The organism is Streptomyces sp. NPDC107575 (assembly GCF_055657265.1).
In genome coordinates this window covers 1348487-1360819 of the sequence record NZ_JBVKBG010000002.1, presented here as the reverse complement: position 1 = coordinate 1360819, position 12333 = coordinate 1348487, and the positions used below count along the sequence as shown (strand labels likewise).

Below are 12333 nucleotides of genomic sequence, written 5' to 3'. Positions count from 1 at the left end.
CGAGTTCTGAGCAGTGGGTACAGATCATGGATGTGACCGGTCCAGTCAGTTCTGCGTGAGAGTCCAGATCGTCGGCTTCTCCTGGTCCGGCGGGTACTGCACCAGGCCGCCGTCGGCGGTGGTGTCGAGGGTCATGCGGGTGATGGCGTTGGTGAGGGTGTAGCCGCCGGGTGCCCGTGCGATCTGCCAACGCTGGAGCGTGTTCTTCGGGTCGCACTTCTCCCACGTGGCGGCGGAGCCGGGCTGCAGCGGCACGTTGAGTGTGAGTTTGCCGCTGCGGGTCTCCAGGCAGGCGCCGCCGGCGTCGTCGGTGAGGGTCGCGTAGCCGTCGGCGGTGCGGGTGATCCGGACGGTGCGGGCGTCGGTGCGGCCGCCGCGGTCCGCGAACGTGTACGTGCCGTCGCCGACCGGGACGCGGGTCAGGTCACGCACGCCGGGCGCGGTGCCGGTCGCGGCGGCGCGTGCGGTGAACGCGTCGTAGGTGGCGTCGGGGTGGGCGGTGCCCCAGGTGGCCTGGGCGATGTGGTCGAGGGCCGGGGTGGTGGCTCGGGAGACCTCGTTCTCGGTCTCGCCGCGTCCGTTGTCCGGCCACAGGCTGATCTTCGCGCCGGTGATCCCGCGGTCGGAGGTGAGCTTCTCGCCCTCGAAACTGCGCGGGTCCCACCGCTGGTCGTACAGCTTGCGAGTGTCGGTGTGGAAGCCGCCGCGCACCAGGTAGAGGGAGTAGGCGGCGTTCATCACGGGGTGGCCCTGCGCGATCAGGGCGCTCGGCTTCACGTCGACGTCCAGCCAGTGCTCGACGGTGGTGCCGGGCGCGACGGGCACGGTGTTGGCGCCGGTCAGGCCGTCGTTCCAGATGCGCAGCCGCTTGCCCCTGCTCTCGGCGTAGGCCTGCACGCGGTTGACGAAGTCGATGAAGGCGTCCTGTGGTGTGGCGTTCGCCCCGTACTTGGCGCGGGCGTACTCCAGCACGTGCGGGTACTTCGCGAAGTCGGAGCCCAGCATGTACTCGTCCGCGCCCATGTGCCACCAGCCGGACGGGAAGACCTCGGCGTACTCGTCGATCAGGCTCTTGTAGTACGTGAACGCCTCGGGTTTGGTCACGTCGAGGCGGGAGGGCTGGGCCTTGCCGTCCTTGTCGACGAGCTGGAGGTCGGGGCGGTTCTCGATCCACGGGTCCATGTGGCCGGGCGAGTTGATCTCGGGGACGATCGTGACGTGGTACTTGGCGCCGAGCGCGACGATCCTGCGGATCTCGCTCTTCGTGTAGTACCCCCAGGTGTTGGCCTCGGGGTGGCTGTCGCTCTTGACCTTGATCTCGAGGAGCAGCTGGTTCAGCCGGCGGTAGGACATCTCGCGCACCAGGTTCTCCAGCCAGTCGGTGGAGATGTGCACGTAGCAGGCGCAGACGCCGACCCCGCGCTCCTTGTACCGCGGTACGTCGACGGTTCGGCCCGCCGGGATCGCGTCGCCCTGGGCGAGCATCTGGAGGAGGGTGCGGGTGCCGTAGAAGGCACCGGTCTCGGCGGCGCCGGTGATCTCCAGCCGGGCACCGGCCCGCAGTTCGTACCCCTCGGCTCCGAGCTGCCGGCGGGCGGGGGCGACGTCGATGACGATGTCGCCGGTCCGGGCGGGGCCGCCGGTGACGGGCACGGTGCCGTGGCCCGCGGCGCGCAGGTCACCGACGAGGGTGTGAGCGACGCGGCGCGATGCCGGATCGTCGGCGACGAGCCGGGTGCGGTCGCCGTACGTGTAACTGCCCGCACCCGGGGCCCAGTTGTCGAGGGCGGGCAGGGTCCGCGGGGCGGCTTCCTGAGGCGACGCTCCGGGCGCGGCGGAGACGGGCAGCGCCCCGGCGAGAAGGGCGAGGGCGGCACCGGCCAGACCGACGAGATACGGTCTGCGGCGCCGGACGGGCGATGTCGTGCGCGACTCGGTCCACATGGGACCCGAGGGTTCCCGGATCCACAAGACGCTGTCCATGGACATCGCGGACGAGTACTTGGACATCCGGGTGCGCGACGTACGCAAGCACGCAAGCACGCGGTGCAGGATTCCAGCACGCCTTCGGGCGCCCCCCCCCAGCCTGCGATGGCCAGAACTTGCACAGAGTGTGCGCAACTGCTGGGTCCCCTCGCACCGCTGGTGGGGAATTGTCGCCTCTGCTGCGCCGGTAGCAACACCTGCGAGCGCACTGCTCGGCGAACGAGGTGGAGGAACCGCCCCGATTTCGTGCCCACCCCCACATGAAGGTCATGCCGGTTTCATCAACTGCCTTGGCATGGCCGGTCATTGATTGGCCGCCCGGCGCACCGTGTGGTGTGATCGCCCGCGCCACTCCCCTTTGAACCCCCCGTGCGAAGGACTTCCCCATGAACTCCGCTCACCAGATGCAGACCCTCGAGATCTCCGACGCCGACCTGGACGGCGTCTCCGGCGGCCTGGCCCCCGAGGGCAGTGTCACCATCGATGGCAAGACCGTCGGCACCGCCGACCTGATGGCCCTGGCCCAGGGCACCGCCCTCGGCGCCGCCTCCCAGGCGCAGAACGCCTTCGCCCAGCCGCACCAGATCAGCATCAACGGTTCCCTCTGATCGCTGCGCTGAGCCCCCTGCCGACCGGCGAATTCCGGGGGGCGTCGCAACACTAGTGATCAACTGGCTGTGGCCAGGAGCTGAGCGAGGCGCTCGGCTGGGGTTCCCAGCCGAGCGTTTTGCGTAGCCGGCTGTTCAGCTCGGCGGCGCCGCCAAGCCATGCCGTATGCGCAGCAGGCCATTTCCCTGTCAAGTCCCGCGTGTTGGGCCCCATGGATGCACCCGGCATGGTGCCAAACGGCATTGTGGGAGTTGTCCGAACGCGTGGTGCCGCCGGTGCCGGAACGTCCTCTACGTGCGGTTGAGGATTTGGTCGTCCCCGTTATCAGGATCTCCCACGCTGCGCCACATTTTCGGATGCGCCTTCGAGCCGCCGAATTCCCACGGATTGCCGTCGCAGACGGTGGTCCACACCTTCTCCGCTTCCTTGTCGTCGGGATACGCGCCCCACTCGCCGGTGCCGCTGCACTCCGACACCTTGTCGCCGTCGTTGTTGAACTCGGCAAGGCCGGTTGCGACGACGGTGCCGTCGTCCTTGAAGAGCAGGGTCCCCGTATCGCCCTCGGTCCAGGTGCCTACGATGTCGGCCCGAGCCAGTGTTCGTGGCTGCCATATGCACCCTGTGGCCAGCGTCAACACCGCGACCGCCAGGACCACGCCACGCACCCCCGCAGCGACTCGCCCTCGTTCATCACACATGACTCCCCCTTGCGCACGTCAGACCCTGGTTGCTTCGCACACCAGATCGTCAAGCGCTAACGGTGCCACGAGAGTTGAACATGTTCAACTCTGCTCGGTGCACACTGACGGCGGTGCAGGCGTCGGCATCCGTTCAGCCAGGGCATCGTTCGCTCGACCACCCAGCGGTGCCACGCCCACAGCTACGGTATGAACACAAAAGTGCATGAAGGTTGAAGGTGGCGTGTATGCCCGTTCATCCTTGCCCCATGAGTCTCGCCCCGCCCTCGTTCGACCTCATCCCCATGGACGGCTATGCCCACGACTGGGCCCTGGTCGACGTGGAGACCTCCGGGCTCATACCCCGGCGCGACCGGGTGCTGTCGGTCGCCGTGGTCACCATCGGTCGGGACGGCGAACAGACCGGTGAGTTCTCCACGCTCCTCAATCCGGGGTGCGATCCGGGGCCGGTCGACATTCATGGGCTGACCGCCGAGCGGTTGCGCGGCGCTCCCACCTTCGACCAGGTCGCGGAGCGCATCGGTGCGATGCTGCGGAACCGTGTTCTGGTCGCGCACAACGCACAGTTCGACTACGACTTCCTCGCCTACGAGTTCGCCCGGGCCCGCATGTGGTTGCCGGTCTCCCAGCGGCTCTGCACCCTCGCACTGAACCGGCGGGTGGACCCACCGACAGCCGACATGAAACTGGGCACCCTGGCCGCCCACTACGGCGTGGCGCAGCGGCATGCGCACGACGCGTTGGACGACACGCGGGTCCTGGCGGGAATCCTGCGAGCGTCGTTGCAAGAGGCGGCACGGCTCGCACTTCAGTTGCCCCTCGTGAGCTGCCCGCCTCGGGCCGAGTCCCAGTTCACACCCACGCCGCCCAAGACGCCCTGCGCCTACCGCAATCCCGGCCGGCTGGCTCCGGGCGCACCGCTCAGGCAGGGTATGAAGGTCGCCATCACCGGCGAAACCGCTTGTGCGCGGGCCGAGTTGATCGGGCGAGGCGTTGCCGCCGGACTCAATATGGTGAGCTCGGTCAGCCACCACACCAGCGTCCTGGTCAGCAACGAGCCTGCGACCATGTCGGCGAAGGCACGGCGGGCCGCCACCGAAGGTGTGCCCGTCATCGACGAGCACACCTTCCTCCAGCTGCTCAGCGACGTAGCAGCCGGAGCCACGCATCAGGCGCCCGGACCGGCACCGGCCGTCCCTGCCCCACGCCAGGCCGAGCCCGCCCCCATCGCGCCGGGCCAGAGGCCATTGGCCGGGCGCCGCGTCCTCGTCCTGGGCGGCACACACCCCGAGGCAGCCGACACGCGCAGCCGCGTCGTCGAACTCGGCGGCTCCGCCGCGGTCAATCTCTCGCGCAGTGTCACGGACGTCGTCGTCCTCCCGAATGGAGAGAGCGACCGCCGTATGCCCCGGATCGCGGAACTGGGGCTCTCGGTGCACGACGAGCGGTGGCTCGTCGATCCGGTCCTGACCGCCACCACCCCCCTCCTCAGCGCCGATGCCAGTACCGAGGAGGCAGGCAGCGCGGCACCCCACGTCCTTCCCCGTGGCGGCGTCATCGACCTGCCCACCCCCACGTCGCCGTGGCATGTCACCGCGTCCTGGGTGCCATGGGAACGCGGTGAGGTCGACGTCGTGGCCTTCGTACTCGACGAGGACGAACAGGTCACCTTCGACGAGGACTTCGTCTTCTACGGAGCCCCGGAGAATCCCGGCGGCACCGTCCACCTGCTCACCAACGGCCCGGCCGAACAGACCATCGCCGTCGACGTCGCTTCCCTGCCCCCGTCCTCGCACCGGGTGGTGATTGCCGCGGCCATCGACGGCAACCTGTCCTTCGGCGACGTCGGCGCCGTTCAGGTCGCCGCGGCACCCGGCGACAGCGCCGCCCCGCTCACGCGCGCGACACTGGACGCCGCCACCAGCGAGCGCACACTGGTCCTGGCCGAGCTGTACCGCCGCGGCCCGCTCTGGCGATTCCGTGCCGTCGGACAGGGCTACGACCACGGTCTCGACGCCCTCGCGCGCGGATACGGAGTCGACATCGCCGACTGAATCCGGGTCAGGTCAGCGCAGGTGGCGGCTCGTCGCACAGCCGAGCTCGCCCCCTTGGGACTACCGTGCGCCTTCAGCGGATCTGGCGACTGCCCGCTGCAGGCCGGCGAAGCCGGTCTCGGTGGCAGCGCCCAGGGCCGTGGCCACGAGGTACTCGGCCAGGACACCGCGCATGGTGTTGCCGGCCAGGTCGGAGCATGCCCAGCTCCAGAACTCGCCCAGCCTGCCCACGGTTTCGCCACCGGCCCGTATCGGCTCACCGTCGCTGCGGCGCGTAATGGCCAGCGCGGGAGCGGTCAGCAAATGACTCCCGCGGTGACGGCGGCGCGCAGCCAGTCCGGATACTCACCCATGAGCTGGTCGTAGAGGTCGCCGTCGGGGATGAGCTTGGGGTCTTTGCCTGCCGGGAAGAAGCCGGCGTTGTCGACGATCCGCTTCTTCGGTACGGCCAGCTCGTCGAGCTTGTGCAGGAACTTGAACTCGTCGTCGCCGTAGCCGATGAACTGCCAGAAGATCGGCAGCTGGGCTGCCTTGCACAAGGTCCGTTCGGCAGCGCGGCGGGAGTCGGGGGAGCCGTCGGTCTGGAAGATCACGAACGCGGGTGTCCTGGTGCCACTGTCAAGGTAGTGGTTGATGACGGCGTCCATGGCTCCGGCATAGTTCGTGGTCCCCATGTGCCCCAGCGCTTCGTGCAGTTCGGCGATCCGGCCGACGTAGTTGTCGAGGCTGATGTCGACGACGTCGTGGGCCTCGGTGTCGAAGAAGACGAGGGGCACGACACCGTCGTCGTCCAGGTTCGCGGACAGGGCGAGAGCCTGTTCGGCGAGGTGCTGCATGCTGCCGTCCTTGTAGTAGCGGCGCATGCTTCCAGACCGGTCGAGGACGAGGTGGACGGCCGCTTGTCGCCCGGTGAGGCCCTGCTTCTGCAGGGAGACGGCGGCCGTCTTCGTGAGGCTGACGAGTCCGGTGGGAATCTTCTCGAAGTCGATCGGCATACGGGTGTGCTCCTTGCGTGGTCGTGGGTGATTGACGGCTGGACGGGCCGAACGGTTGCAGTGACGGCAACTCCACGCCTGTCGGGCACAGCTGATCGCTCCACGACACGATGTCAGCGGGCGCGGACGAAGGTGACGCGCTCCACCGCCACTACGTGTGCGATACGAAGCCCACCACCGCCGAGACAGTGGTGCGGTGCCAATACGCGCTGGTGCGCAGCATCGCGTGGTCGCCGCCGGGCACCAGGGACAAGTCCGCCCGCGCGCCTGCCGCCCGCGCGCGGCGGACGAACGCGGCCGAGGCCTGCGGGTCGGTGACGCGGTCGTGGTCGCCGTGGAGCACCAGGACGTCCTTGCCCTTCAGATGCGCGGCGGGTTCGTCCTCCGGGCACCAGGGGGCCAGCGCCACAACGGCTCGGACCTGCGGCGCCCGTGCGGCGCGCTGAGCGGCGCGGGCGCCCATGGAGTGGCCCACGAGGACCACCGGTACGTCGCCGGCGAACCGGGTCAGTTCGTCCAGCGCCCGTTCCGCGTCCCGGAGGGCATCGGCGTCGGGCCCGTTCCAGCCGCGCACCCGGTACCGCACCCGCGCCAGCAGGACGGGGTCGTCCGCCAGGGCCGCCGCGGTCGCCCGCACGAAGGGCCGCATGCGCAGCGCCGCGAGGTGCCAGGGCCGTGACGGGGAACGGCCGTCCGCCCGGCCGCCGTGCAGGAACAGCACCGCGGCCCGCGCCCCGGGCGGAGTTCGGCACGGCACCAACGCACCGCCCGTACCCGCCGTAGTGGCTCTCCGCCCGGACTCGGTCATACGTCTCCCTCCCTGCCCCACGACGTGTCCGTGGAACACCCGCTACTGATCATCCGCCGCCCGCCGTTAAACGGATTGGTCTGTCCGGCGACTGACCTGCCATTCAACACCGGCCCCAGTCAGATCAGTCCCGTGACCGTGACAGTCACTTGAGCCCGACCGCGCTGGTCCGGGACGGCCTTCGCCAGGTGTTCCTCGACCGTCCGGCGGGCGGCGCGGGCCACCTCCACCGTGCGGGAGTGGGCGAGCGCCACGAGCTGGATCTCGATGTGCCAGGTGCCGTCCGAGCCCTGCGGAGGGGTGAGCCGCACGCCCGACGGCCCGCCGAGCGCGGAGCGCAGGCGGCCGGCGAGATCGGGCTTGAGGAAGGCCACCCCAGGCACATCGGTCACGGCGCGGGCGATGTCGTCGGTGAGGTGGTCGGGGGTTCCGGTCGTGGTCATCGGGCTCCGCCTTCCTGGCCATCGGTGGGGCCGTCGGTGACGTCGATGAGGTCGGTGACGCGGATGTGCACGGCCGCGACGGGCATGCCGAGGTCGCGGTCCGCCGCGTGCCACACGCGCGTACGGACATCCTCCGCGAGGTCGGGGAGGGAGGCGTCGAACGGTGCTTGGATGTCGAGTGCGACCTCGACCCGGTCCGGTGCCTCCGGCCCGGGCAGCGGCCGGAGGCGGCAGGAACCGGCCCGCACACCGGGCACGGTCTCCGCGGCCGCACGCAGGGACCGCGCCGCGACCGCCTCCATGACCCACAGGTCCTCGTCGGGTTCTCCCAGGGGCAGCGGGCGGCCGGGACGCAGTTCGAGTCGTACGACGTCCATGACGCGGCGGGTCAGCGCGGCCGCGGCGTCGTGGCCGGGGTCGTCGTCCAGGGGGTGCCCGCGCAGGTCGCGCACCGCGGACTCCAGCTGGTCGAGGTCCTGGACGGCGGCCCGGCAGTGCGGGCAGGTGGGCAGGTGCGGGTCGTCCGCGCCCTCCTCCCACGCCGACCACACCTGGGACAGCAGGCGGCCGCAGGGCAGCCGCTCGTCGTCGGCGTCCCCGGAGTGGGTTTCGGAGTGGGTTTCGGAGTGGGCGTTGGGCGGGTCGGTGTGAGCGGTCATCGCCAGGCCCCCAGTGCTTGAGTCAGGCAGCGTCGTGCGCGGAAGACACGGGCGCGGACAGCCTCCTGGCTGATCCCGACCGCGTCCGCGATGAAGTCGTAGGGCCGGCCGTCCAGTTCGCGCAGCACCCAGCACGCGCGCTGTTCGGCCGACAGCTGGTCGAGGGCCGCGCCCAGTTCGCGTACGGCGTCGCGGGCCTCGGTGATCCGGGCCGGCGAGACCGTGTGCTCGGGCGCGGGTACCTCCGCGGCCGTCTCCAGCGGCACGACCGGCCTGCGCGAGCGCAGGATGTTCAGGCACCGGTTGGTGACGATGCGGTACGTCCACGTGCCGAACGACGCCGAGCCGTGGAACTCGGGCAGCCGCCGCCACGCACTGACGAAGGCGTCCTGCACGGCGTCCTCCGCCTCGGTGCGCGTGCCGAGCAGCCGTGTGGCCAGCCGCAGCAGCGCGGGCGCATGCCGCTGGACGAGGACGGCGAAGGCCTCCTCGTCCCCTTCCGCGGCCCGGACTGCCAGCAGCGCGTCATCGGTCGCGCTGCCGCCCTCCGGCGGTGCGGTATCTCTGCGGGCACCCGCCACTGAGTGGCTCCTCTCGTGTCTTCCTGACTGTTGGACACACCTGCGCCGCATCTGTGACGCGGCAAATTCGAGGTCGGTCGGGTCGGCCGCGACACAGCCCGATGACATCGATGAAACCGGTGGAAGCGGCGCGACGGACGAAGCCTCGGCCGGGGCCCACCGAAAAGTTCTTCCTACTGGCGCGTCACAGATGCGTCCGGGGCGGGTCTATCCACGTAAGGACATGTCACCGACCGCAGGAAGAAGGACACGCCATGAGCACGAACACGCAGAGCGCACCGGCCGCCAAGAACGTGCCGCTGGAGCGGTCCGGCCGGGCGGAGCAGACGACGGCCGTGTTCGGCGGCGCGACGGGAGCCGACCAGCCCGCGGCCGACCGCGGCAGGACGTCCATCGCCGATGTCGTCGTGGTGAAGATCGCCGGCATCGCGGCGCGGGAGATCCCCGGCGTCCACGACATGGGCGGCGGCCTCTCCCGCACCATCGGCGCCGTGCGCGACCGGGTGCCGGGTGGGCGGCCGAACGTCGGACGGGGCGTGAAGGTCGAGGTCGGCGAGCGGCAGACGGCCATCGACATCGATCTGGTCGTCGAGTACGGGGTCCCGATCGCGGACCTGGCCCGCGACGTGCGCGAGAACGTGATCTCCGCCGTGGAGCGCATCACCGGCCTGGAGGTGGTGGAGGTGAACGTCACGATCAATGACGTCCACCTGCCCGAGGACGACGAGGCACCCGCCGCGGAGAACCGCGTGGAGTGACCGGCTGCTCGTACGGAGGCGGCCGGGGCCCGTGGCACCGGCCGAGACAGGGGTGAGGAGGCAGCGATGGTGGCAATGAGCAGAGCGACGACCGGGATGCTCGCCGGGATGGCGTTGGCCTTTGCGGGGTACTTCGGGGGCTTCGGGGCATTCCTGCTCGTGGCCGCCCTCGGCGCGCTGGGCGGTGCGGTGGGGCACTGGTTCGATGCCGGCGGGCGGGTCGAGGAGCTGCTCGACAGCCGGCGTCGGGGCCGGCGATGACCGAGGCCGCCGAGCGGGGCACGACGGTCGTCTCGGACCGGGCCGTACGCAGGATCGCCGGGCGTGCGGCCGGGGAGGCCACGCCCGCCGTCGGCGGCAGCGGGACGGGTTCCGCGACCGTGCGCGGACGCCGGGCGGACGTCGCAGTGAAGGTGGCGGTGCCGTTCCCGGCGCCGCTGCCCGAAGCGGCGCGCAGAGTCCAGGACCATGTCACCCGGCGCACGGGCGAGTTGACGGGCCTTCACATCAGAGCGGCACGGGTCCAGGTCACCGGACTCCTGCCCGTGGCGGCCTCGAGGACCGCACCGGTGTCCACGACGGCCGCCGACACCAGCCCCACGGATCGGGACACCGGCCGACGCACACCCTTGCGCTGGTGGTCGCCGCGCCGACTGCCGACGGCACTGCTCGCCCTGACGGCCGCCACCGCCTGCGGCGCACTGGCAGCCGACCTGGTCAGGGTGCATGTGGCACACCGCCCGGCCGCCCCCTGGCGTGCCGATACGCTCCGCTGGCTGGAGCGGCACGGACCGGACACCCCCTTCGTCGCCCTCGCCGCCGGCGCTCTCGCCGTCCTCGGAATCCTGATGGTCGCCCTGGCGGTCACTCCCGGGCGCCGCGGTCTGCTCACCGTGGACTCCCCCGCCGCACAGCTGCGGGCGGCCATGGACCGCAAGGCGCTCGCGCTCGTGGTGCGTGATGCCGCGGGGGACGTCCCAGGGATCGGGATCGTACGCGTCCGGGTACGTCGGCGCCGCGTCGTTGTCCGTGCCCAACTGGCCTTCGGGGACCGGACGGTGGCGCGACACGGCGTCGAGGCCGCGACATGCGAGGTCCTCGACGGCTGCCGCCTGCGGCGCCCGCCGAGAGTACGCGTCAAGGTCCGTGCCGACGGCTCCTGGACGGCCGGGACGGACCAGGGCGACGGCGATAGCGGTCAGCGGCCCCTCGACGGCACCCCACTAGCGGAAGAGTCACCTCAGCAGAAGGGCCGTGCCACTGATGCCCCGTAGCCGTACGATCCTGAACCGGGTCGCGCTGGCCCTGTGCGGACTGGTCGCTGTGGCGGCGGGCGGCCGGCTCTGTCCGGGGCACACGTCATGGCCGTCCGCTTTCGGCCCCCACACCCCGTTCCTCGCCCCCGGGCGCCTGGCCTCGCTGCGCGGCCAGGAGTGGTGGACGCCCACCGTCATGGCCGCCTCGGCCGTCGCCGCCGTCCTGCTCGCCTGGTGGGGTGCGCGGCAACTGCGCACCGGGAGGCGGCGGTTGGTGACCCTGCCCGCATCCCGGAGCCAGCTGCGCACCCACGCCCTGGAGGACACACTGGCCGCTCTCGTGGAGAACGTCGACGGTGTCGCCCACTGTCGGCCTCGGGTACGGGTGGCGCCACGGGCAGACCGCCTCGACGCCGTCCTGCGCGTCCATCTCCACCACGACACCACACCCTCCACCGTCCTCCCCCACCTGACCAGGATCGCCTCCGACACGGGGGACGCTCTCGCCCCGTACCGTTTCCGCATGCACATCCGCTTCTCCGCACGCTCGCACCGCAGGCCGCATGTCCGCTGACCCGCACGCCCTCGACGGGCCGCCGCACGGGCGGGACCCCCGCCCCCTCCCCTCAAGAGGTGACGGCCGCGTGTCCGCCTGGCGGGCCGCGCTGCGCCGTACACCGGTGTCGATGTGGCGCGACGACCTGTCGGACTCCGCGGCCGCGCTCACGTACTACGCGATCCTGACCGTGCTGCCGTCCCTGCTGGTCATCTCCTTGGCGTTCAGCCTCATCAGCCCGGACACGGCCGAGGAGTTCATCGCCCATGTCACCGCGTACGCTCCCGGCCAGTCCGGCACCCAGCTCCACGACGTGCTGTCCCAGGCGCTGCGCCACGGCACGGCCGCCTGGACCCTGCTAGCCGTCGGCGCGGTCAGCGCGCTGTGGTCGGCCTCCAGTTACCTCGCGGTGTTCCGTCGCGCGGTCCACCGCATGCACCGGGTCGCGGACCGCCGCTCGACCTGGCACAAGGCCCACCGCATCCTGGGCACGGCGCTCGCCCTGCTCGGCATCCTCGTCCTCAGCGCCCTGGTGCTCCTGATGACCGGCCCGGTCGCCGAGACGCTCGGCCGCTACCTCGGCCTCGACACGGCCGCCGCGTGGGCCTGGAGCCTGTTGCGCTGGCCCATGCTCCTGTGCGTGGTCGCCCTGCTCGTCGTGATCGTCTTCCGCACCGGCCCCGCGCAGGCCCGCACCCGCGCCCACAGCATCCCCGGCGGCGCCCTGGCCGCCTTCCTGTGGCTGTGCGCCTCCGCCGGATTCGCGCTCTACACCTCGGAGTTGAGCACCTACAGCAGGCTCTACGGCTCACTGGCGGGCGCCGTGGTCTTCCTCATCTGGCTGTGGTTGTCGAACCTGGCGCTGCTCGCCGGGGCGCAGTTCACGGCGGAGCTCAGCGAACTGGAGGGGCGGGCGTCGGGCTGAGCGGA

15 protein-coding genes are annotated in these 12333 nt (G+C 71.0%); 7 read left to right on the top strand and 8 right to left on the bottom strand.

Features of this window, described 5'->3' with window-relative positions:
- Positions 1 to 45: 45 nt before the first annotated feature.
- Complete coding sequence (locus ACZ7L4_RS12810; protein ID WP_472101788.1) at positions 46 to 1944, bottom strand: family 20 glycosylhydrolase; 1899 nt, start codon at positions 1942 to 1944, stop codon at positions 46 to 48.
- A gap of 428 nt (positions 1945 to 2372) precedes the next feature.
- Here ACZ7L4_RS12810 and ACZ7L4_RS12805 point away from each other — a divergent pair, with 428 nt between their 5' ends.
- Positions 2373 to 2594: a hypothetical protein gene (locus tag ACZ7L4_RS12805; RefSeq protein WP_472101786.1), complete on the top strand. Its 222-nt coding sequence runs from the start codon at positions 2373 to 2375 to the stop codon at positions 2592 to 2594.
- 291 nt (positions 2595 to 2885) lie between these two features.
- On the opposite strand, the gene ACZ7L4_RS12800 is transcribed toward ACZ7L4_RS12805, so the two are convergent.
- Positions 2886 to 3251, bottom strand: a complete 366-nt coding sequence (locus tag ACZ7L4_RS12800) for a hypothetical protein (protein ID WP_472101784.1) — start codon at positions 3249 to 3251, stop codon at positions 2886 to 2888.
- Between the two features lie 290 nt (positions 3252 to 3541).
- Between ACZ7L4_RS12800 and ACZ7L4_RS12795 the strand changes: the two genes are divergently transcribed.
- Positions 3542 to 5347: a TerD family protein gene (locus ACZ7L4_RS12795; RefSeq protein ID WP_472101783.1), complete on the top strand. Its 1806-nt coding sequence runs from the start codon at positions 3542 to 3544 to the stop codon at positions 5345 to 5347.
- Between the two features lie 60 nt (positions 5348 to 5407).
- Here ACZ7L4_RS12795 and ACZ7L4_RS12790 read toward each other — a convergent pair whose 3' ends face one another.
- From ACZ7L4_RS12790 to ACZ7L4_RS12765, 6 genes are all read right to left on the bottom strand, one after another.
- On the bottom strand, positions 5408 to 5650 hold the full coding sequence (locus tag ACZ7L4_RS12790; protein ID WP_472101781.1) for a hypothetical protein: 243 nt from the start codon (positions 5648 to 5650) through the stop codon (positions 5408 to 5410).
- Positions 5644 to 6342 carry a VWA domain-containing protein gene (locus tag ACZ7L4_RS12785; RefSeq protein WP_472101780.1) on the bottom strand — a complete coding sequence of 233 codons (699 nt, stop codon included), beginning with the start codon at positions 6340 to 6342 and terminating at the stop codon, positions 5644 to 5646. Before ACZ7L4_RS12785 ends, ACZ7L4_RS12790 begins: the two co-directional genes overlap by 7 nt.
- Positions 6343 to 6493: 151 nt before the next feature.
- Entirely contained in the window at positions 6494 to 7099 is a 606-nt protein-coding gene (locus ACZ7L4_RS12780) for an alpha/beta fold hydrolase (RefSeq protein ID WP_472101778.1), read from the bottom strand.
- A 170-nt stretch (positions 7100 to 7269) separates the two neighbouring features.
- Complete coding sequence (locus tag ACZ7L4_RS12775) at positions 7270 to 7593, bottom strand: hypothetical protein (protein ID WP_472101776.1); 324 nt, start codon at positions 7591 to 7593, stop codon at positions 7270 to 7272.
- Positions 7590 to 8252, bottom strand: a complete 663-nt coding sequence (locus ACZ7L4_RS12770) for an Asp23/Gls24 family envelope stress response protein (RefSeq protein WP_472101774.1) — start codon at positions 8250 to 8252, stop codon at positions 7590 to 7592. Before ACZ7L4_RS12770 ends, ACZ7L4_RS12775 begins: the two co-directional genes overlap by 4 nt.
- A complete protein-coding gene (locus ACZ7L4_RS12765; protein ID WP_472101773.1) occupies positions 8249 to 8833 on the bottom strand; it encodes an RNA polymerase sigma factor in 585 nt (194 codons plus the stop codon). The genes ACZ7L4_RS12770 and ACZ7L4_RS12765 overlap by 4 nt, the downstream gene beginning before the upstream one ends.
- A 254-nt stretch (positions 8834 to 9087) precedes the next feature.
- Between ACZ7L4_RS12765 and ACZ7L4_RS12760 the strand changes: the two genes are divergently transcribed.
- The 5 genes from ACZ7L4_RS12760 to ACZ7L4_RS12740 all read left to right on the top strand — a co-directional run bounded on the left by ACZ7L4_RS12760 (position 9088) and on the right by ACZ7L4_RS12740 (position 12328).
- Positions 9088 to 9591, top strand: a complete 504-nt coding sequence (locus ACZ7L4_RS12760; protein WP_472101771.1) for an Asp23/Gls24 family envelope stress response protein — start codon at positions 9088 to 9090, stop codon at positions 9589 to 9591.
- Positions 9592 to 9666: 75 nt separating this feature from the next.
- On the top strand, positions 9667 to 9852 hold the full coding sequence (locus ACZ7L4_RS12755) for a hypothetical protein (protein ID WP_472101769.1): 186 nt from the start codon (positions 9667 to 9669) through the stop codon (positions 9850 to 9852).
- Positions 9849 to 10865, top strand: coding sequence for a DUF6286 domain-containing protein (locus ACZ7L4_RS12750; protein WP_472101767.1), 1017 nt, complete (start codon positions 9849 to 9851; stop codon positions 10863 to 10865). The genes ACZ7L4_RS12755 and ACZ7L4_RS12750 overlap by 4 nt, the downstream gene beginning before the upstream one ends.
- The gene (locus tag ACZ7L4_RS12745; RefSeq protein WP_472101765.1) at positions 10855 to 11421 is read left to right on the top strand and encodes a hypothetical protein; all 567 of its coding nucleotides are present in this window, start codon (positions 10855 to 10857) and stop codon (positions 11419 to 11421) included. Before ACZ7L4_RS12750 ends, ACZ7L4_RS12745 begins: the two co-directional genes overlap by 11 nt.
- Positions 11411 to 12328 carry a YihY/virulence factor BrkB family protein gene (locus ACZ7L4_RS12740; protein ID WP_472101764.1) on the top strand — a complete coding sequence of 306 codons (918 nt, stop codon included), beginning with the start codon at positions 11411 to 11413 and terminating at the stop codon, positions 12326 to 12328. The genes ACZ7L4_RS12745 and ACZ7L4_RS12740 overlap by 11 nt, the downstream gene beginning before the upstream one ends.
- Positions 12329 to 12333 lie beyond the last annotated feature (5 nt).